At 67.9% G+C, this 18542-nt stretch carries 19 protein-coding genes; 7 read left to right on the top strand and 12 right to left on the bottom strand.

What is annotated here, in order from left to right:
* Positions 1–4: 4 nt before the first annotated feature.
* Positions 5–895 carry an acyl-CoA thioesterase gene (locus AC5Y30_RS08455; protein WP_499917606.1) on the bottom strand — a complete coding sequence of 297 codons (891 nt, stop codon included), beginning with the start codon at positions 893–895 and terminating at the stop codon, positions 5–7.
* Positions 896–1182: 287 nt separating this feature from the next.
* On the opposite strand from AC5Y30_RS08455, the gene AC5Y30_RS08450 reads away from it, so the two are divergent.
* Genes AC5Y30_RS08450 through AC5Y30_RS08440 form a run of 3 tightly spaced genes read left to right on the top strand, consistent with a single transcriptional unit; the run spans position 1183 to position 3447 of the window.
* Positions 1183–2001, top strand: coding sequence for an SMP-30/gluconolactonase/LRE family protein (locus AC5Y30_RS08450; RefSeq protein WP_499917605.1), 819 nt, complete (start codon positions 1183–1185; stop codon positions 1999–2001).
* 14 nt (positions 2002–2015) lie between these two features.
* Entirely contained in the window at positions 2016–2849 is an 834-nt protein-coding gene (locus AC5Y30_RS08445) for a thioesterase family protein (RefSeq protein WP_499917604.1), read from the top strand.
* 52 nt (positions 2850–2901) lie between these two features.
* On the top strand, positions 2902–3447 hold the full coding sequence (locus tag AC5Y30_RS08440; RefSeq protein ID WP_499917603.1) for a TetR/AcrR family transcriptional regulator: 546 nt from the start codon (positions 2902–2904) through the stop codon (positions 3445–3447).
* On the opposite strand, the gene AC5Y30_RS08435 is transcribed toward AC5Y30_RS08440, so the two are convergent.
* From AC5Y30_RS08435 to AC5Y30_RS08425, 3 genes are all read right to left on the bottom strand, one after another.
* Complete coding sequence (locus AC5Y30_RS08435) at positions 3444–4784, bottom strand: FAD-binding oxidoreductase (RefSeq protein ID WP_499917602.1); 1341 nt, start codon at positions 4782–4784, stop codon at positions 3444–3446. The genes AC5Y30_RS08440 and AC5Y30_RS08435 overlap by 4 nt on opposite strands.
* A 96-nt stretch (positions 4785–4880) precedes the next feature.
* Positions 4881–5621 (bottom strand): glucose 1-dehydrogenase, encoded by a 741-nt coding sequence (locus AC5Y30_RS08430; protein WP_499917601.1) that lies wholly within the window; start codon positions 5619–5621, stop codon positions 4881–4883.
* A gap of 17 nt (positions 5622–5638) precedes the next feature.
* Complete coding sequence (locus AC5Y30_RS08425; RefSeq protein WP_499917600.1) at positions 5639–6739, bottom strand: NAD(P)H-dependent amine dehydrogenase family protein; 1101 nt, start codon at positions 6737–6739, stop codon at positions 5639–5641.
* Between the two features lie 110 nt (positions 6740–6849).
* Between AC5Y30_RS08425 and AC5Y30_RS08420 the strand changes: the two genes are divergently transcribed.
* Positions 6850–7740: an alpha/beta hydrolase gene (locus tag AC5Y30_RS08420; protein ID WP_499917599.1), complete on the top strand. Its 891-nt coding sequence runs from the start codon at positions 6850–6852 to the stop codon at positions 7738–7740.
* Here AC5Y30_RS08420 and AC5Y30_RS08415 read toward each other — a convergent pair.
* A complete protein-coding gene (locus tag AC5Y30_RS08415) occupies positions 7737–8372 on the bottom strand; it encodes a TetR/AcrR family transcriptional regulator (RefSeq protein ID WP_064950964.1) in 636 nt (211 codons plus the stop codon). The two genes, AC5Y30_RS08420 and AC5Y30_RS08415, sit on opposite strands and share 4 nt — an antisense overlap.
* A 158-nt stretch (positions 8373–8530) precedes the next feature.
* On the opposite strand from AC5Y30_RS08415, the gene AC5Y30_RS08410 reads away from it, so the two are divergent.
* The gene (locus AC5Y30_RS08410; RefSeq protein WP_499917598.1) at positions 8531–8656 is read left to right on the top strand and encodes a hypothetical protein; all 126 of its coding nucleotides are present in this window, start codon (positions 8531–8533) and stop codon (positions 8654–8656) included.
* A gap of 27 nt (positions 8657–8683) precedes the next feature.
* Here AC5Y30_RS08410 and AC5Y30_RS08405 read toward each other — a convergent pair whose 3' ends face one another.
* The 4 genes from AC5Y30_RS08405 to AC5Y30_RS08390 form a co-directional block, all read right to left on the bottom strand.
* A complete protein-coding gene (locus AC5Y30_RS08405) occupies positions 8684–10108 on the bottom strand; it encodes an NAD(P)(+) transhydrogenase (Re/Si-specific) subunit beta (RefSeq protein WP_499917597.1) in 1425 nt (474 codons plus the stop codon).
* The gene (locus AC5Y30_RS08400) at positions 10105–10434 is read right to left on the bottom strand and encodes an NAD(P) transhydrogenase subunit alpha part 2 (RefSeq protein ID WP_007769289.1); all 330 of its coding nucleotides are present in this window, start codon (positions 10432–10434) and stop codon (positions 10105–10107) included. The genes AC5Y30_RS08405 and AC5Y30_RS08400 overlap by 4 nt, the downstream gene beginning before the upstream one ends.
* Entirely contained in the window at positions 10435–11535 is a 1101-nt protein-coding gene (locus tag AC5Y30_RS08395; RefSeq protein WP_499917596.1) for a Re/Si-specific NAD(P)(+) transhydrogenase subunit alpha, read from the bottom strand. It lies immediately after the preceding gene.
* Positions 11536–11807: 272 nt separating this feature from the next.
* On the bottom strand, positions 11808–12269 hold the full coding sequence (locus AC5Y30_RS08390; protein WP_499917595.1) for a nuclear transport factor 2 family protein: 462 nt from the start codon (positions 12267–12269) through the stop codon (positions 11808–11810).
* 89 nt (positions 12270–12358) lie between these two features.
* On the opposite strand from AC5Y30_RS08390, the gene AC5Y30_RS08385 reads away from it, so the two are divergent.
* Together AC5Y30_RS08385 and AC5Y30_RS08380 are read left to right on the top strand one after the other, a co-directional pair.
* Positions 12359–13576, top strand: a complete 1218-nt coding sequence (locus AC5Y30_RS08385; protein WP_499917692.1) for an acyl-CoA dehydrogenase family protein — start codon at positions 12359–12361, stop codon at positions 13574–13576.
* Positions 13573–14397 (top strand): tyrosine-protein phosphatase, encoded by an 825-nt coding sequence (locus tag AC5Y30_RS08380; protein WP_499917594.1) that lies wholly within the window; start codon positions 13573–13575, stop codon positions 14395–14397. The genes AC5Y30_RS08385 and AC5Y30_RS08380 overlap by 4 nt, the downstream gene beginning before the upstream one ends.
* A 15-nt stretch (positions 14398–14412) precedes the next feature.
* Here the strand turns inward: AC5Y30_RS08380 and AC5Y30_RS08375 are convergent, their stop codons facing one another.
* The 3 genes from AC5Y30_RS08375 to AC5Y30_RS08365 all read right to left on the bottom strand — a co-directional run bounded on the left by AC5Y30_RS08375 (position 14413) and on the right by AC5Y30_RS08365 (position 18482).
* Complete coding sequence (locus tag AC5Y30_RS08375) at positions 14413–15276, bottom strand: SDR family oxidoreductase (RefSeq protein WP_499917593.1); 864 nt, start codon at positions 15274–15276, stop codon at positions 14413–14415.
* Positions 15277–15337: 61 nt separating this feature from the next.
* Complete coding sequence (locus tag AC5Y30_RS08370; RefSeq protein ID WP_499917592.1) at positions 15338–16762, bottom strand: aldehyde dehydrogenase family protein; 1425 nt, start codon at positions 16760–16762, stop codon at positions 15338–15340.
* Between the two features lie 160 nt (positions 16763–16922).
* Positions 16923–18482, bottom strand: a complete 1560-nt coding sequence (locus tag AC5Y30_RS08365; protein WP_499917591.1) for an LCP family protein — start codon at positions 18480–18482, stop codon at positions 16923–16925.
* Positions 18483–18542: the final 60 nt, after the last annotated feature.

Below are 18542 nucleotides of genomic sequence, written 5' to 3'. Positions count from 1 at the left end.
GGCCTTAGAACCGCGCGCGCGAGTCGATCGCCGTGTCGCTGGTGCGCAGCGGGCGGATCAGCGCCTCCTGGGCGAACGAGGCCAGCAGCTCACCCTCTTGCGCGTGCACGGTGCCGCGCACGTACGACATGCCCGCGCCGACCTGGGTGCTCTCGTGTGTGTAGAGCAGCCACCCGGTCCAGTCCACCGGTTCGTGGAAGGCGACCGAGATGCTCATCGGTGCGGTCGACACGGTCAGGTGCGCCTGGGCGGTGCCGATGCCCTCGTGCGCGCGCATGGTGGTCGAGATGCCCAGATGGCCGGTGAAGTACGCGAGCAGCGCCTTGGCCAACTCGTCACGGGTCGGGATCGGGTCGTAGTGCAACCAGGCGTAGAGCTCCGGCGGGCCGACCTCGTCGGGGCTGTTGACGTCGACCACGTCGACCAGGCGCAGCTCGCGACCGACCATCGGCATCGGTGAGGGGTGCGCGTCCGCCGGGGCGGCGACCTCGGGGCGCGGCAGGTGGTGCCGGATGACGTCGTCGGTCGGGACGTCGGCCAGCACGGTGATGCTCAGGCAGCGCCGGCCGTTCTGGTGCACGGCGACCACCGCGGTGGCCGTGGAGCGGCCTTCGGACACCACGTCGAGAACCAGCTCGATGGGCGGGCCGACGGTGATCGCCCGCGAGAAGACCGCATGAGCCGAGCGCACCGACTTGTCCGGAAATCGCTTCGCCACAGCGACGATCGCCTGCGCGAGCACCTGGGTGCCCTCCACCACCTGGCGTTCGTCGCCCACGGCGATGCCGGTCTGGCCGGTGAATCGGTCTTGCCCGTCGCCCTGCACGTCGAACAGATCCAGCAGGCCCTGCACGGTCCACTCGGTCTGCTCGGTTTCCTCAGACGCCTTCGTCACCCACTTCACCCTCTCGCGCTCGCGGCTCAGCGCTCAGCGTGACACTTTGCGTAGGATTTGTAAAGGTTGGCTAACAGACGGCGGCCCAGCCGAGTGGTCAAACGACCGGATGCGTGGGGCGGCAACGCAATTGGGCATTGCCGCCACTACTCCGGGAACCGCGTTCACGCGCCAGGCGGGGGTGGCGCGCCAGCTCGCGCTATCGGCAGATTGACACCGGTACCTGCGGTGCGTGACACTTTTTCGGTGTTTTGTAAAGCCGTCCGATTTGCCGAAGGCCGGGACGAATGATTCCCGAGCCGTTGGCCAACGGATTCTGCTTCGGCGAGGGCCCGCGCTGGTTCGAGGGCCTGTTGTGGTTCTCCGACATGCTGGGCGAAGCCGTCCACACCGCGACCATGGGCGGATCGCTGACCACACTGCCGCTGCCCGGGCACTCACCGTCGGGCCTGGGCTTCCGGCCCGACGGGTCGCTGCTGATCGCCTCGACCGAAGACCGCCAGGTGCTGCGCTATGACGGCGAAACCGTCGTCACCATCGCCGATCTCGCCGACGTCGCGCCGGCCGCCCTGGGCGACATGGTCATCGACGACGCCGGCCGCGCTTACATCGGCTGCCAGGCGCTGCGCGGTGGGGTCATCATTGCGCTGGATCCCGACGACGGCGCCACCGTCGTGGCCGACGACCTCGACTTCCCCAACGGCATGGCGATCACCCCGGACCGCGGGACGCTGATCGTCGCCGAGTCGACGGCCCGGCGGCTGACGGCGTTTTCCATCGGCGACGCCGGCGCACTGTCCGAGCGCCGCGTCTTCGCCGACGGACTGGACGGGCCGCCCGACGGCATCGCGCTGGACGCCGATGGCGGGGTGTGGACATCCATGACGTTGGCGCACCAGTTCGAGCGGATCGTGGCGGACGGCACCGTGACCGACCGCATCGACATGGGCGACCGGGTGGCCATCGCCTGCGCCCTCGGCGGTCCGCAACGCCGCACCCTGTTTCTGTTGTCGAGTACGGAGGCATATCCTCAGCGCCTGATCGGCACCCGGCTTTCCCGGCTGGATGCCGTCACGGTGACCACTCCCGGCGCCGGCCTGCCCTGACCGAGAGGTTGACGATGACCGACGCCTATTACGAGCTGATGGACCCTGTCGGCGACGCCGACGCCGCGCTGGGCGAGAAGTTCCGGGCGACCGACCTGGCCCGCGGTACCTGGTCGGCGGCCATTCAGCATGGCGGCCCGGTGTCGGCGCTGCTGGTCCGGGCGCTGGAGCGGTGCGATCAGCGCGACGACACCCGCCTGTCCCGCGTCGTCATCGACCTGCTGGGCGGGGTCCCGGCCGAGGGCGATTTGTGGGTGCGCGCTGAGGTGCAACGCCCCGGCAAGCAGATCGAATTGCTCAGCGCCGAGATGCTGGCCCCGGGGCCCGACGGCACCCCACGGCCGGTAGCGCGCGCCACCGGATGGCGGCTGCAGCACCAGGACACGCAGTCCCTGGCGCACGCGGCGGCGCCGCTGCCGCGGCCCCGGGCCGAGGCCTTCAACCGCAACCTCAAGGCCCGGGACTGGGACCGTAACTACGTGCACAGCCTGGAGTGGCTGTGGCTGACCGAGCCGCTCAGCGAGGGCCCGGGCGAATCGTGGATTAACCCGACCGTGGACCTGGTCAACGGCGAATCCATGACGCAGCTGGAACGGCTGTTCGCGGTGGCCGACTGCGCGAACGGCATCGGCAGCAAGTTGGACATCACCAAGTGGACGTTCCTCAACACCGATCTGGCGGTGCACGTGTTTCGCGTGCCGGATGGGGACTGGATCGGCATTCGGGCGCAGACCAGCTACGGGCCGGACGGCATCGGGACGACCATCGGCACGTTGTTCGACGAGCAGGGCGCGGTCGGCGCCATCCAGCAGTCGGTGCTGGTGCGCCGGCGCCCGCCTCGGGCCTAACGTGGGAGCGGATGACCATGACACCTCGGCGACACTGCGAAAAGTCTGAATCATGAGCCAGCCGGTCCGGGCGACGACGATCGCCGATAACGACACCTCGACGCGTCAGCGCATCCTGGCGGCCACCGCCGAGGTGCTCGGCCGTAACGGCAAGACCAAGCTCAGCCTGTCCGACGTCGCCACCCAGGCCGGGGTCTCCCGCCCCACGCTGTATCGCTGGTTCGCATCCAAAGAGGAGTTGCTGTCGGCGTTTTCGGCCTACGAGCGCCAGATCTTCGAAAGCGGATTGGTGAAGGCCACCGCGGGGTTGAAGGGCGTGGACAAGCTCGACGCCGTGCTGCGGTTCATCGTCGAATACCAGCATTCGTACTCCGGGGTGCGCATGGTCGACGTCGAGCCCGAGCACACCATCGCCCAGTTCTCCTGGGTCATCCCGCAGATGCGCGAGGGCCTGCAACGCCATTTGCCCGGACCCAACGCGGCGGTCAAAGCGGCGACGGTCATCCGGATTGCGATATCGCACTACATCGTGCGCAGCGATGACGCCGACCAGTTTCTGGCGCAGCTGCGGCACGCGGTGGGGATCAAGGGGAGTTAGTCGAACAACACCGCGGCGTTGAGGTAGCCGGTCGGGTCCAGCGCGGCCTTGACCGTGCGCATCGCGGCGATGTCGGCGGGTCCGCGGGACATGGCGAGGTAGGGCCGCTTGCGGCTGCCGACGCCGTGTTCGGAGCTGACGTTGCCGCCGGATCGCGCGATGAGTTCCATCATCGGCTCGTACAGCGCCCGCTCGCGATCGGCCGGGCAGCGCAACACGTTCAGGTGCAGGTTGCCCTCGCCGACGTGGCCGAACAGCACCGGCAGTGCGTCGGGGGCATGTGTGTGAACCAAATCGATTGCGTGTCTTTCGAATTCGCTGACCGCCGACAGTGGCAGCGACACATCGAATTTCAGCGGTGGCCCGTACACACCGAGCACCTCGGCCAGCGATTCGCGCACCTGCCACAACCGTTGCTGCGCAGCAAGATCCACGCCGACCGCGGGATCGGCGCACATCGGCACGTCGTCGAGCAGGCCGGCGAGCCGTTCGGTCTGGTCGTGATCGGCGGCCAGCTCGACCAGCAGCAGCCAGTCGCCGGCGACCGGGGCGCCGACACCGCGGTGCTCGGCGGTCAGCGCGGCGGCGCGGCCGTCGATCAATTCCAGTGCCGCTATGCCGTCCGCATCGCGGAAGGTGCGCCCGGCGGCCACCAGCGCGTCGAGGTCGGCGAACCCGCCGATCGCCGTCACCCGGTGCGACGGGGTGGCGTGTAGCCGCAGGTCCAGCTCGGTGATGACGCCCAGCGTGCCCTCGGCGCCCACGAACAGCGCCGGCAGGTCGTAGCCGGTGTTGTCGCGGCGCACCCGGCTGTGGCGGCGCAGCAGCGTGCCGTCGGGCAGCGCCACCTGGACGCCGACCACCTGCTCGCCCATGTTGCCGTAGCGGACCGTGCGCAGGCCGCCGGCGTTCGTCGACGCCATGCCGCCGACCGTCGCGGTGTCCCGGGCCGCCAGATCCACGCCGAACACCAAACCCGCTGCGGCGGCGGCCCGTTGCACCGCGGCCAGCGTGGCCCCGGCGCCGGCCTCGATGCGGCGTTCGACGGTGTCGACGTCGCCGACGGCGTGCAGCCGCTCGGTGGACAACAACACGTCGTCGTGCTCGGGGACGGTGCCGGCCACCAACGAGGTCCGGCCGCCCTGCACCGTCACGTGCGCGCCGGCGTCGCGGCACACCCGCAACACCTCGGCCACCTGCTCGGCCGTGCCGGGCCGCACCAGCGCGCTCGCCTTACCGCGGTAGCGGCCGGTGTGGTCGACGCTGCGCGCCGTCAGCACGTCGGGATCGGTGACGACGTGATTCGATCCGACCAGGCCCGCCAGGCTGCGCAGCATCTACACCATCCCCTACGCCGAACGTGCACTGACGGCGGAAAACAAACCCGATTGTCGCAGTGAGTGCACGCTCGGCGTCAAACAGCCCGCCCTGCGTTAGAACTCCTTGTGATTCACGTCGGTGACCAGGCCGCCGTCCATCACGTACTCGCTGCCCGTGGAGTACGACGACTCGTCGCTGGCCAGGAAAAGCACGAACGTCGCGACTTCCCGGACCTCACCCGGACGTCCGAGCGGGATCGTCACCATGTCCTCGGGCAGGTGGGCGGTCATCGGGGTGCGGATGAACCCCGGGTGCACCGAGTTCACCCGAATGTTGTGCGGCGCCAGCTCCAACGCCGCCGACTTCGCCAACCCGCGCACGCCCCACTTCGACGCGACGTAGGGATGCACCATGGGCGCCCCGCGCAGGCCCTCGATGGACGACACGTTGATGATCGAGCCGCCGCCGGCCGCGATCATCGGCTCAACCGATGCCCGCATGCCCAGGAACGTCCCCGTCAGGTTGACGTCAATCACCTTCTGCCACTTGGCCAGATCGAAGCTCTTCAGCGGGCCGAGCGCCACGGTGCCGGCATTGTTGACCAGCACGTTGAGCTTGCCGAATTCGCCGACCGCGGTGGCGACAGCGGCGTCCCACTGGTCGGGCTGGGTGACATCGAGGTGCACGTAGCGCGCGGATTCGCCGATCTCGTCGGCCAGTGCCTTGCCCTGGTCGTCCAGGATGTCGCCGATCACGACCTTGGCGCCCTCCTCGACTAGCAGCCGTGCGTCTTCGGCGCCCATACCGCCAGCGGCACCACTGATCAGCGCTACCTTGCCGTCTACCCGACCCACGCGGGTCTCCTTTCGATTCAGGTGGTCACCAAAGTGCTTGGTGCGTAAAGGCTTTTGCCCGTTACCAGCGGCAGATCAAGCGTGGTCCGGATGCCCGGCGGCGCCGCGATCACCGCGGGAATGGCGTTGACGACGCGGCCCGCGGCGCCCGCGATCGCCGCATGGTTGTGATCGCCCTTGCGGCTGCTGGGAACGATGTCGACGGCGTATGACGGCTCGCCGGTGATCTCGACGCGGTACGAGCCGTCGCCGGAGGCGGGCTGGGGCAGGTCTGGACGCAGGTCCGGGCGCAACCGGGTGACGTGCTCGATGACGATGGCCGGGTGGCCCTTGACCATGCCGCGAATCTCGAACTGCAGCACGGCCACGGTGCCCTTGGCCACGTGCCCCACCGCGATGTCGAAATCCTCGGGTGCGGGCTCGCGCTGGTAGGACTCGGTGATCTCGTCGACCTCGATGCCGAGGCCGGCAGCCAGCTGCCGGATCGCGGTACCCCAGGCGATGCTGAGGATGCCCGGCTGCAGCAGCATCGGGATCTCGTCCATAGGCTTGGCGAACCCCATGTAGTCCATGACCTCGGTGCCGTTGTACGACGCGTAGTCGTGAATCTCCATGCAGCGCACTTGCTCGATGCGCTGACAGGTGCCGGCGAGCGCGAACGGGATCAGGTCGTTGGCAAATCCGGGGTCGACGCCGCTGACGAAGATGCTCGAATTACCTTGCCTGGCAGCGTCTTCCACGCGGGCGATGTACTTGTCCGGCATGACACCCCACGGGAACTGCAGCAGCCCGGGTGACGACCCGACGACGTTGATGCCGGCGGCCAGGATGCGCATGACATCGGCCATCGCCTCGGGCAGCCGGGTGTCACCCATCGCGCAGTACACGACGCAGTCGGGCTTGGCGGCGATGATCGCGTCCAGGTCATCGACGGCCGCGACGCCCGTGACGACGCCGGCGTCCAAACCGACGCCGCACAATTCGCCGGCGTCCCTCCCTACCTTCTCGGGCGTGGAGACGCACACCCCGGCCAATTCGAACTGGGGGTTGGTGATGAGTTCGGCGAGGGCCAGCCCTCCGACATTGCCGGTACCGACGTGCGCGACGCGGATCGCCATTGTGAGTCTCCGTCCGTTGAGCGCTCAGACTTTTCTAGACACTAGTCCATTAATTCGGGAGCGCATACCTGGCTGACTGATCGCGATCGTCCAGGCAGAATCAATCGCTGATGACACAGCGTGAAGACATTCGGTTCCCGTCCGGCGACGACCTGATCAGCGCCTGGCTCTACCGGCCCGCGGCCAGCGGGCCCGTGCCGCTGCTGGTGATGGCGCACGGTCTGGGCGCCGTGCGAAGCATGCGACTGGACGCGTACGCCGAACGCTTCAGCGCGGCCGGCTATGCGTGCCTGGTGTTCGACTATCGCAACTTCGGCGATAGCGAGGGCTTGCCCCGTCAGGTCCTCGACGTCGGCATGCAGCTCGCCGACTGGGCCGCGGCCGTCGCCTTTGCCCGCACCATCCAGGGAATCGACCACGATCGAATCGGGTTGTGGGGCACCTCTTTTGCGGGCGGTCACGTCATCGCCACCGCGGCGCGACAGCCGGGTATCGCCGCGGCCGTCGCCCAATGCCCCTTCACCGACGGCCTCGCGTCGGCACGCACCATCGGCAACCCGCTGATCACCGCGCGCATCACCGCGCGGGCGGTGCGCGACGTGCTCGCAAGCCGGCTGGGCAGGCCGCCGGTGCTGGTCGCGACGGCCGGCAGGCCCGGCGAGGTCGCGCTGATGAACACGCCCGACGCGTATGCCGGCTACCTGCGGTTGGTGCCCGACGGGATCGAAATGCGCAACCAGGTCGCCGCGCGAATCGCGTTGCAGGTCTTCACCTATCGCCCCGGCCGCGCCACGCCCAAGATCAGCTGCCCGATCTTGTTCTGCGTGTGCGAGGCCGACTCAGTGGCGCCCGCGGCGGCGACGCTGCGCCACGCCGCCAAGGCGCCCCGCGGCGAGGTCAGGCTGTACCCCGAGGGGCATTTCGCGATCTACGTCGACGAGGCCTTCGAACGCGTCGTCGCCGACCAGCTCGCGTTCCTCGACAAGCACCTGCGCGCTTAAGGCCCGAGCGGAGACGTCGTGCGGATGGCTTCGTCGCGGATCAGCCCCCGCAGCAGCGCGGTGCTGAACTCGGCGGCGATCTCCTTGGCCGAGCGCCGGCCGCTGGGCCGCAGCCAGCGGTAGCTGCCCAGCGTCATGCCGATGTAGCCCAGCGCCAGCACGTGTGAGTCGCACGGATAGAACTCGCCGTTGGCGATCCCGCGGTCGATCAGGCCGTGCACGTGGTGGTAGACCTGGGCTTCCTTCTCCCGCACCTCGGCGACCTGCTCGCTGGTGAACCACTCGGTGATGTACGGCTGCTCCTGGAAGTACACCGCGGCCCGTTCCGGATCGCTGGCGATGCCGGTGAGCAGCCGAACCGTGTACTGGTAGAGAGCCTCGCGCGCCGTCCAGGACGGGTCGTCGTGCACGGCGGCCAGCGTGCCCTCGGCGGCCTGGCGGTAGATGTCGAACAGAATCAGCGACTTGCTGGCGTAGTAGTGGTAGACGGTCGCCTTGTTCAAGCCGATCACGTCGGCCACGTCGTCCATCCGGGTGCCGTGATAGCCGCGCGCAGCAAACAGCTTGGTGGCGACCGCAAGCAGCTCTTCGCGCCGGGTTAGCCCATTCGGGGTGATGCTGTCGGTGGGCATCTGTTCTCACTATCGTCGGTATGGCCAGGCCAGGGCGGGTGCGGCCAGAATATCTATCAATCAACTGGTTGGACAGTTTATGCAAAACGCCGGGTGTCACGCGCACGCGTATGCGACTAGACTGCCCATCGAACGCGATGATTCGAGAGGTGGGGACGATGGATCCGAATCCGGATTACGACGCAAGCGACGAGATCGAGTTTTTCCTCCGCTACGTCCCCTGGGGTCTGCGCGGGGTGGTCGACGGAAACGGATACCCGCCGCCGGCCTACCCGCCCGTCTAAACGCCCAGCGCAGACGCGCCTGAGTCGTTACAGCGCCTTGAGTTCCTCGGCGACCTCGGTCACCGATTTCTTCGCGTCGCCGAACAGCATGCTGGTGCCCTCGCCGTAGAACAGCGGGTTGTCGATGCCGGCGAAGCCGGAGTTCATCGACCGTTTGAGCACAATCACCGATTTGGCCTTGTCCACGTTGAGAATCGGCATGCCGTAGATCGGGCTGGACGCGTCGTTGCGGGCCGCCGGGTTGGTGACGTCGTTGGCGCCGATGACGATCGCGACGTCGGTGCGAGAGAATTCGTCGTTGATGTCGTCCATGTCCTTCATGGCGTCGTAGTCGACCTCGGCCTCGGCCAGCAACACGTTCATGTGCCCGGGCATTCGGCCCGCCACCGGGTGGATCGCGTACTTCACCTCGACGCCCTTGTCTTCCAGCAGCGCCGCCATGTCCTTGACGGCGTGCTGGGCCTGCGCGACGGCCAGCCCGTAGCCGGGCACCACGATCACCTGGTTGGCATAGGCCATCTGGATCGCAGCGTCGGCGGCCGAGGTGGCCTTGACGGTCTTGTCGCCGCCGTCGCCGCCGCTGGGGGCGACGCCGCCACCGCCGAAGCCACCCGCGACGATCGCCGGGATGGATCGGTTCATGGCCTTGGCCATCAGGTTGGTCAGGATCGAACCCGACGCGCCGACGATCATGCCGGCCACGATCATCGCGGTGTTGTTCAGCGCCAGTCCCGCGGCCGCGGCCGAGAGCCCGGTCATCGCGTTCAGCAGCGAGATGACCACGGGCATGTCGGCGCCGCCGATGGGCAGCACCACCATCAGGCCGAGCACGCCGGCGGCGGCCAGCAGCCCGATCATCCACCACAGCGCCGCCCCGCCGCTGCCGGGATGGGCGTGCAGTCCGATCACCACCGCGGCGGCCACGGCGGCGGCCAGCAGCAGCAGGTTGATCGGCTGTTGCGCCCTGCCGAAGCCGATCGGCGATCCGGAGATGATCTCCTGCAGCTTGCCGAACGCGATGATCGATCCCCAAAACGAGATCGAGCCGATGATCGCGGCGAACAACGACGCCACCACGATGTGCACGGTCGGCGACTCGCCGTGCTGGAAGGCCGAAAAGCCGCTGGTCTCAATGAATTCCGAGAGCGCGATCAAAGCGACCGTGCCACCGCCGACGCCGTTGAAGAACGCCACCAGCTGCGGCATGGCCGTCATCTTGGTGTAGCGGGCCGGCGGGACGCCGAGCACGACGCCCACCACGAGGCCGGCGATGATCAGCACCCACTGGTCGGTGTGGCGGATCTTGATCAGCGTCGCCGCCACCGCCAGCGCCATACCCACCGCGGCGATCAGGTTGCCCCGCACCGCCGTCTTGGGTCCGGTCAGGCCCATCAGGCCGTAGATGAAAAGGGCGAACGAAATGATGTACAGGCCGATGACCAAGTAGTTCATTTGGCGGCCGGCTCCTCACTGGCTGCGGGCAGGGGTTTCTTCTTGCCCTTGAACATGCCCAGCATCCGGTCGGTGACGATGAACCCGCCGATGACGTTCAGCGTGCCGAACACGACGGCGACGAACAGGATGATCTGCACCGCCAGCGAGGGGTGCTCGACCGAGCCGAACACCACCAGCGCGCCCAGCACCACGATGCCGTGGATCGCGTTGGTGCCCGACATCAGCGGGGTGTGCAGCGTGTTGGGCACCTTGGAAATGACCGCGAACCCGACGAACCCGGACAGCACCAGGATCGCCAGGTTGGCCAACAGTTCGTCGTACATCTAGGAATCCTTCTGTCCTTGGTCGCGGGTCACACACGAGTCCGCGACCACTTCGTCGTCGAAGTCCGGCGCCAGCTTGCCGTCGGTGAGCAGCAGGTCCAGCAGGGCGGTGATGTTCTTGCTGTAGAGCTCGCTGGCGTGCTCGGGCATGGTCGCCGGCAGGTTCAGGGGCGAGGCGATGGTGACGTCGTGCTTGACGACCGTCTGCCCTGGCTCGGTGAGCTCGCAGTTGCCTCCGGTCTCTCCGGCCAGGTCCACCACGACGCTGCCGGGTTTCATCGCTTCCACCGCCGCGGCGGTGACCAGGCGCGGCGCCGGGCGCCCCGGGACCAGCGCCGTGGTGATCACGACGTCGAATCCGCTGATCGCCTTTTCCAGGGCTTTCTGCTGCTGGGCGCGCTCCTCGTCGGTGAGCTCACGGGCGTAGCCGCCCTCACCCGCCGCGTCGATGCCGATGTCGAGCCACTGCGCACCCACCGAGCGCACCTGGTCGGCCACCTCGGGCCGCACGTCGTACCCGGTGGTGCGCGCGCCCAGCCGCTTGGCCGTCGCCAGCGCCTGCAGCCCGGCCACGCCCACGCCGAGCACCAGCACGGTGGCGGGCTTCACGGTGCCGGCCGCCGTCGTCAGCATCGGGAAGAACCGGGTCGACTCCGACGCCGCCAGCAGGACGGCCTTGTAGCCGGCCACGTTGCCCTGCGAGGACAGCGCGTCCATCGCCTGGGCCCGGGAGATCCGGGGAATGGCCTCGAGTGCGAATGCCTGAACGCCGGCCCGCTTCAGGGCCCCGATGGAGTTCTCGGCGTTGCGCGGCGCGAGGAAGCCGATCAGCGTCTGGCCGCTGCGCAGCTTGGCGACCTCGGCCTGGGTCGGCGGTGCGACCTTGACCACCACGTCGGCGGCCCAGGCATCCCCGATGCTGGCCCCCGCCTCGGTGTAGAGGGCGTCGGGCAACAGGGCCCGTTCGCCGGCACCGGATTCGACCACCACCGCGACGCCAGTGCCCACCAACGACGCGACCGCCTTCGGCACCAGCGCCACCCGCCGCTCGTCGGCGCCGGACTCGGCGACCACCCCTACCGTCGTCTGCGCATTTGTCATGGCGCGTACATCTACTTTCCGTACTTTTCCGTACTGTCCTGCCGATGGGCGTGGCGCTGGCTCGGCCGCGCGCTTCGCTACCTTAACCAGGTTTCACCGTGGACGTGTGATCGGCTCCGGGCCACCCGAGGCCGGATACCCCGGCCGCCGGCGATCGACCCTCCGGTCGATGCTTCGCCGCCGGGAGGCGATGCAGTAGCGCCCGCGCCGTTGTGAGGTCACAAGACGCGGTTGTTGCGCCGAATGCGGTTGCGCGCTCCTCCGCCCGGCCGCTACCACAGCGGGATGTCGTGACCGTGCTCTGATTCCGGCCGGGGCCCGAAGTAGCGCCGCTGCGATTCGTCGATCGGCACGTCGTTGATGCTGGCTTCGCGGCGCGCCATCAGTCCGGACTCGGTGAACTCCCACAGCTCGTTGCCGTAGCTGCGGTACCACTGGCCGGACTGGTCGTGGCACTCGTATTGGAACCGCACCGCGATGCGGTTGTCGTGAAAGTCCCAGAGGCTCTTGCGTAGCGAGTAGTCGAGCTCGCGCTGCCACTTGCGGGTCAGAAACGCAACGATCTCGTCGCGGCCCACGACGCGTTCGCCGCGATTGCGCCATTGCGAATCGACCGTGTAGGCCATGCTGACGCGTTGCGGATCGCGGGTGTTCCACGCGTCCTCGGCCGCCTGCACCTTGTGAATCGCGGTCTCCCGGGTGAACGGCGGGAACGGCGGGCGGGCTTCACTCATGCCTCCATCGTGCCGCCCCGCGGGCGGGCTGACGACCGGAAACGCGGCGACTCGACACGTGTCCTATCGTGACGGGCATGGACTTCGCGATGTCGGCCAAAGCCAGCGACTACCACAAGCGACTGTCCGACTTCATGACCGAGTACGTCTTTCCGGCCGAGGCCGAGTACGACAAATACCGCGAAGAAGCCGGCCCGCGCGATCACACGGTCCCGCCCGTCATCGAGGACCTCAAAGTCAAGGCCAAGGAGCGCGGCCTGTGGAACCTGTTCCTGCCGGCCGAATCGGGGTTGACCAACCTTGAATACGCCCCGCTGGCCGAGCTGACCGGCTGGAGCATGGAGCTTGCCCCCGAGGCGGTCAATTGCGCGGCGCCGGACACCGGGAACATGGAGACCTTGCACCTGTTCGCCACCGAGGAGCAGCGCAAGCAGTGGCTGGAGCCGCTGCTGGCCGGCGAGATCCGCAGCGCCTTCTCGATGACCGAGCCTGCGGTCGCCAGCAGCGATGCCCGCAACATCCAGACGGCCATCGTGCGCGACGGCGCCGACTACGTCATCAACGGGCGCAAGTGGTGGACCTCGGGCGCGGCCGACCCGCGCTGCAAGATCCTGATCGTGATGGGCCGCACCAACCCGGAGGCCGCGAGCCACCAGCAGCAGTCGATGGTGCTGGTGCCGATGGACACCCCCGGCGTGACGGTGGTGCGCTCCACGTCGGTGTTCGGCTGGCAGGACCAGCACGGGCACTGCGAAATCATCTACGACAACGTCCGGGTGCCGGCCACCAACCTGCTCGGCGAGGAGGGCGGCGGCTTCGCCATCGCCCAGGCCCGGCTGGGGCCCGGCCGCATCCACCACTGCATGCGCGCTCTCGGCGCTGCCGAACGTGCGCTGGCGCTGATGGTGCACCGCGCGAACAGCCGCGTCGCCTTCGGCCGCCCCCTGGCCGACCAGGGTCTGGTGCAGCAGGCAATCGCCAAGTCGCGCAACGAGATCGACCAGTCCAGGCTGCTCTGCGAGAAGGCGGCGTGGACCATCGACCAGCACGGCAACAAGGCCGCCCATCTACTGGTTTCGCAGATCAAGGCGGTGGCGCCGCAGGTGGCGTGCGACGTCATCGACCGCGCGATCCAGGTGCACGGCGCCGCGGGCGTCAGCGACGACACGGTGCTGGCCCGCCTGTACGGCTGGCACCGCGCCATGCGGATCTTCGACGGGCCCGACGAGGTGCACATGCGCACCATCGCGCGCAGCGAGATCGGCCGCGAGCAGTCCGCGTTCGCCGCGGCGGTGACCCGCGAATGACTGAGGCGTTGCGGGAACTGTCGGGCGCGTGGAATTTTCGCGATGTCGCCGACGGCACACCCGCGCTGCGGCCCGGGCGGCTGTTCCGGTCCGGTGAGCTGAGCCGCCTCGACGACCGGGGCCGCGCCACCCTGAGCGAGTTGGGCATCACCGACGTCGCGGATCTGCGCGCGAATCAGGAAGTCGCGCGGCGCGGCCCGGGGTTGGTTCCCGACGGCGTCGAAATCCACCGGCTCCCCCTGCCCGATCTCGGCGACGATCAGCCCAGCGACGACGACGCGCCGCACGAGACCGCGTTTCGGCGCCTGTTCGAGGGCGACCCGAGCCAGTCCGACGAAGAGGTCAACGAGGCCGCGATCCGGCACATGGTCGACGAGTACCGGCACTTTCCGACCCGCAGCGGGGCGCAACGCGCTGTGCGGCAAGTCTTCTCGATGCTGGCCGCCGGGCGTTCGGTGCTCACGCACTGCTTCGCGGGCAAGGACCGCACCGGCTTCGTGATCGCCACGGTGCTGGAGGTGCTCGACATCGATCGCGACACCATCGTCGCCGACTATCTGCGCAGCAACGCCGCGGTGCCCCAGCTGCGCGACCACATCTACGAGATGATCCAGAAACGGTCCGACGTCGAATTGACCCCAGAGGTGGTCACGTTCACCAAGGCGAGGCTGGCCGACGGGGTCCTCGGCGTACGTCCGGAGTATCTGGACGCCGCGCGCCACGCCATCGATCGGGAGTTCGGGTCGCTGCAGGCGTATCTACGCGAAGCCGGCGTCACCGAAAACGAGGTGGACCGGCTCCGCGCAGAGCTGCTGGCCTGAGTCGCAGGCCGGTGCTTACCCCAGCTTGAAGTCGGCCTGCTTCGCCGCGGACAGATCGGTGATCTCGCCCCACCGTGAGGCGATGTCCTCCACCGACGGTGGCTTGTCGTAGTTGACGCCCTGGTTCTGGAACAGCGCGACGCGCTGCACCTTGCCGCCACCGACCACGAAAACCGATGCGCTGTTGGGGTTTTCCTCGGTGCACAGGTAGGCCACCACCGGGGCGACGTACTCGGGGGTCAGCTTCTCGAGAACTTCCTTGGGGAGGATGTCTTCGGTCATCCGGGTCGCCGCGATCGGGGCGACCGCGTTGGCGTGGATGTTGTACTTCGCACCCTCCAGAGCCAGGCTGTTGATCAAGCCGACCAGGCCGAGTTTGGCCGCGCCGTAGTTGGTTTGGCCGAAGTTGCCGAACAGCCCGCTGGTGGAGGTGGCGACGACCACGCGTCCGTAGCTCTGCTCACGGAAGTGCGGCCATGCGGCGCGGATGACGTTGTAACCGCCGTAGAGGTGCACCTTGAGCACGGCGTCCCAGTTCTCGAAGGACATCTTGTGGAAGGTGCCGTCGCGCAGGATGCCGGCGTTGCTGACCACGCCGTGCACGGCGCCGAATTCGTCGAGCGCGGTCTTGACGATGTTCTCGGCGCCCTCGGACTCGGCGACGCTGTCGTAGTTGGCGACCGCCCGCCCGCCGGCGTCCTTGATCTCCTTGACCACATCGTCGGCCATGTTGTGGCCGGCGCCGGTGCCGTCGCGCGAGCCGCCGAGGTCGTTGACGACAACGCTGGCGCCCTCCTTGGCGAGGGTCAGGGCGTAGTCACGGCCCAGTCCTCCACCGGCTCCGGTGACGATGATGACGCGATCCTGCACTCCGGGCATAAGTTTCCTCTCCGTATGAAAAGTTGTGTCGAGCAAGTGATTTCGTGCGGGAAAACGATTCCTAGAACATCCGGCGGGCCATCTTCATGGCGCGGTCGGTGTAGGGCGGGTAGATGAAGCTCGACAGGTCGGGGCGGGTCGGCTTGGTCAGCACCGACTTGCGGTGGCTGAATTCCTCGAAACCGAACTTGCCGTGGTAGGCACCCATTCCCGATGCGCCGACGCCACCGAACGGCAGCTTGGCCGTCGACACCTGGAAGGCGAGGTGGTTGACCAACATTCCGCCGGCGGGCACCTCCTTGATCACCCGCTCGCGAGTCTCGCGCGTCTTGGTGAACAGGTACGCCGAGAGGGGCTTGGGCCGAGAGTTGATGAAACGGATTGCGTCGTCCAGGTTTTGGACGGTGACCACCGGCAGCACCGGCCCGAAGATCTCGTTCTGCATCAGCGGGCCGTCCGGATCGGGGTCCACCACGACGGCCGGCTGGATGCGCAGGCTCGACGCGTCGCACTTGCCGCCGACGACGACCTTGCCGTCGTCACCGGACAGGTAGCTGCTGATCCGGTCGAACTGCCGCTGGTTGACGATCCGCATGCCGTCGGGCTTGTCGGAGGTGAACTTGGTGATGGCGGCGCCGATCTTGTTGACCAGCTCGTCGCGGATCGTGGCGTCCGCCAACACGTAATCCGGTGCGACACAGGTCTGTCCGGCGTTGAGCAGTTTCATCCAGGCGATCCGCTTGGCCGCCACCTCCACGTCGGCGTCCGCCGCGACGATCACCGGGCTCTTGCCGCCGAGTTCCAGGGTGCAGGGGGTCAGGTGCGGGGCCGCGCCCTCGTAGACCTTGCGACCGATCTCGGTGCCGCCGGTGAACAGGACGCGATCCAGGCCTTGCGCGATGAGCTCCTGGCTCGTCGCGCCGTCGCCCTCGACCACGGCGATGGCGTCGTTGTCGAGATACTTCGGCACCAAGTCGGCCATCACGTGTGCCGACGCCGCGGCGATCTCCGAGGGCTTGAGGATGACGGCGTTCCCGGCGGCGATCGCGCCGACCGCCGGACCCAGCGTCAGGTAGAAGGGGTAGTTCCAGGCTCCGATGATCAACACCGTCCCGTAGGGCTCGTATTCGATCCAGCCGCGGCCCGGCAGCTGCGGCACCTCGAGCAACTGGTATTTGCGCTTCGTCCAGCGCCGAACCTTCTTCGCCGCGTACTTCGCCTCGCCGGCGGTCGTCGCGATGTCGGCGATGAAGGCCTCGAAGGGGCTGCGGTCCAGGTCTTCGGCGAGGGCCGAAGCGATGGCGCCCTCGTTTTCTTCCATCAGCTTCGCCAGCTGTAGCAGCTGGCGCTTGCGCCATTCGATGTCGCGGGTACGCCCGGTGGCGAAGGTCCTGCGGAGTTTGGCGACCGTCGCCGGGACGTCGGCGGGCTGAGCCGTCCCATTGGATGCGGAGGTCTTCGATGCAACCGATTCGGTGGTCATCATTGTCCTTCCCGAGCAGAGTCCCGCTGCGGCGGCCGCTCATCGGTGATAACCGCGATACTAACCATCTGGTTGGGAGAGCAGTAGGAAGGATCCGGCCAACCCGGTCTCGCCGGGTCAGGACGTCTAAGAACCCAGCCCGCGGGCGCGATCGCGGCTGCGGTTACTTCACGCAGGGGACGTTCGCCGCGGTCATCTGGCTGAGGTCGGTCGGCGCCGGGGCCCGGTCGCCGGTGCCGGTGGCGGCGACGGCACTCACCCGCCCGGACCCCGACGGGTCGGCCGTTGCGCCGGGGTGGGCGAGGTAGTCGCCGGCGGGAAACTGCGTTCCCACGGTCAGGCGCACCGTGCCCGCGGCCACGGTGTCGTTGGCCGTCACCGGCACGTGCAGTTGATCGGCCAGGGCCTGCGCGGCCCGATCGGCCCCGGCGCCGTATTCGATGATGCTGTCGTCGGCCGGGACCGCCGCGGTCGTGGCGCTGCCGCGGGTGAAGCCGCGGCCGGTGAAGGCCTCCTCGATGGCGCCCGCGAGCCCGTCGCGTGAGGTGGCGTTGACGACGTCGAGAATCGCGGGTTCGGCCGGCGGTGGCTGGGTGTCCGGTGCTGCGGCCTCGAGCGCGACCGGCGTGTCCGACATGAAGCGCTCGTTGACGATGCGCCGGATGGTCGGAAGATCGACCTGATTGATGTCGGATCCGTTGGCGTCCTTGCCGAAGCCGGCGATCGGCAGGGTGTAGAGCGACAGCGGGCGCTCGCTCAATTGCGATGCGCGGGAGGCGAATTCCATGATGTCCAGCCCGTCGTCGACGGCGACGTTGTCGCGGGCCACCTGCAGCAGTTTGCGCAGCCCGCTCACGCTGGACAGCGCACCGCCCCTACGGGCCGCCTCGACCAACGACACCAGGAACGCCTGCTGTCGCCGCGTGCGGTCGAAATCGGTGAAGGATCCGTCGTTTTCGTCGCGCCGCTGCCGCACAAAGGCCATCGCGTCCGCGGCATCGATGCGCTGCACCCCCTGGTGGAAGTCGGCGCCCGAATAGCTGTCCTGCGTATCGGCGTTGAGGCAGACGGTGATCGGCTCGACGGCCTTGGCGATCTGGAAGAAGGCGCCGAGTGTGACCTCGACGAAATGATCGACCGAGACGCCCAGAAAGTCTTTGACGGCGTCGATTTCCGCCTTGCGGCCGGCCTCGCGGGCGGTCTGCTCGCGAGCCGTCAAGTTGTTGGCGCCCGCCCCACCCGAATTCCCGGCCGCCTGCGAATTCAGCGACTGCTGGTAGGCCAGCCCGTATGCCTGCTTGATCTTTCCGGCGCAGACCGACCCGGGACAGCCCGGTAGCTCCGCGTAGTCGTCGCGCGGAATCGATATCGCGGTGACCGGCCCGTCGCCGTCCGAAATATGCACGACGATAAGGACATTGGCGTTGTAGCCGCCCGAACTTTCGTCACCCGCGTGCAGAGCCTCGTAGATCTCCTGGGGCAGGGGCTTGCCGTTCTGGTCCAGCCGGCTGTCCAGACCCATCAGCAGAATGTTCTGGTTGCCGTCCAGCGTCTTCGCCGCGTTCGGCAGGGCATGCGAAATGATGATCTTGCCGAGGGCGGTGTGATAACCCGTCCACCCCATGCCGGTGATCGCCATCACGAACGCCGAAGCGGTGGCGGCGACCAACCGAGCCTTTCTCAGCACCCAGCGCTGCGATTGGTCGGATCCGCCGCTGCCCATAATGAGTGACCATTGTCCCCGATGACCAGGCGAATTCCCGGTAACCGCAGCCGCGAGCCA

This window comes from Mycobacterium sp. NGS27, assembly GCF_059813005.1.
Note: the sequence above shows the minus strand (reverse complement) of the source record. Positions and strands in the feature narration are given on the sequence as shown.

Excerpts from the sequence above, each read along its gene's own strand:
- AC5Y30_RS08450 (WP_499917605.1), top strand. The coding sequence starts at position 1,183 with ATGATTCCCGAGCCGTTGGCCAACGGATTCTGCTTCGGCGAGGGCCCG.
- AC5Y30_RS08445 (WP_499917604.1), top strand. The coding sequence starts at position 2,016 with ATGACCGACGCCTATTACGAGCTGATGGACCCTGTCGGCGACGCCGAC.
- AC5Y30_RS08440 (WP_499917603.1), top strand. The coding sequence starts at position 2,902 with ATGAGCCAGCCGGTCCGGGCGACGACGATCGCCGATAACGACACCTCG.
- AC5Y30_RS08435 (WP_499917602.1), bottom strand. The coding sequence starts at position 4,784 with ATGCTGCGCAGCCTGGCGGGCCTGGTCGGATCGAATCACGTCGTCACC.
- AC5Y30_RS08425 (WP_499917600.1), bottom strand. The coding sequence starts at position 6,739 with ATGGCGATCCGCGTCGCGCACGTCGGTACCGGCAATGTCGGAGGGCTG.
- AC5Y30_RS08420 (WP_499917599.1), top strand. The coding sequence starts at position 6,850 with ATGACACAGCGTGAAGACATTCGGTTCCCGTCCGGCGACGACCTGATC.
- AC5Y30_RS08415 (WP_064950964.1), bottom strand. The coding sequence starts at position 8,372 with ATGCCCACCGACAGCATCACCCCGAATGGGCTAACCCGGCGCGAAGAG.
- AC5Y30_RS08410 (WP_499917598.1), top strand. The coding sequence starts at position 8,531 with ATGGATCCGAATCCGGATTACGACGCAAGCGACGAGATCGAGTTTTTC.
- AC5Y30_RS08405 (WP_499917597.1), bottom strand. The coding sequence starts at position 10,108 with ATGAACTACTTGGTCATCGGCCTGTACATCATTTCGTTCGCCCTTTTC.
- AC5Y30_RS08400 (WP_007769289.1), bottom strand. The coding sequence starts at position 10,434 with ATGTACGACGAACTGTTGGCCAACCTGGCGATCCTGGTGCTGTCCGGG.
- AC5Y30_RS08395 (WP_499917596.1), bottom strand. The coding sequence starts at position 11,535 with ATGACAAATGCGCAGACGACGGTAGGGGTGGTCGCCGAGTCCGGCGCC.
- AC5Y30_RS08390 (WP_499917595.1), bottom strand. The coding sequence starts at position 12,269 with ATGAGTGAAGCCCGCCCGCCGTTCCCGCCGTTCACCCGGGAGACCGCG.
- AC5Y30_RS08385 (WP_499917692.1), top strand. The coding sequence starts at position 12,359 with ATGTCGGCCAAAGCCAGCGACTACCACAAGCGACTGTCCGACTTCATG.
- AC5Y30_RS08380 (WP_499917594.1), top strand. The coding sequence starts at position 13,573 with ATGACTGAGGCGTTGCGGGAACTGTCGGGCGCGTGGAATTTTCGCGAT.
- AC5Y30_RS08375 (WP_499917593.1), bottom strand. The coding sequence starts at position 15,276 with ATGCCCGGAGTGCAGGATCGCGTCATCATCGTCACCGGAGCCGGTGGA.
- AC5Y30_RS08370 (WP_499917592.1), bottom strand. The coding sequence starts at position 16,762 with ATGATGACCACCGAATCGGTTGCATCGAAGACCTCCGCATCCAATGGG.
- AC5Y30_RS08365 (WP_499917591.1), bottom strand. The coding sequence starts at position 18,482 with ATGGGCAGCGGCGGATCCGACCAATCGCAGCGCTGGGTGCTGAGAAAG.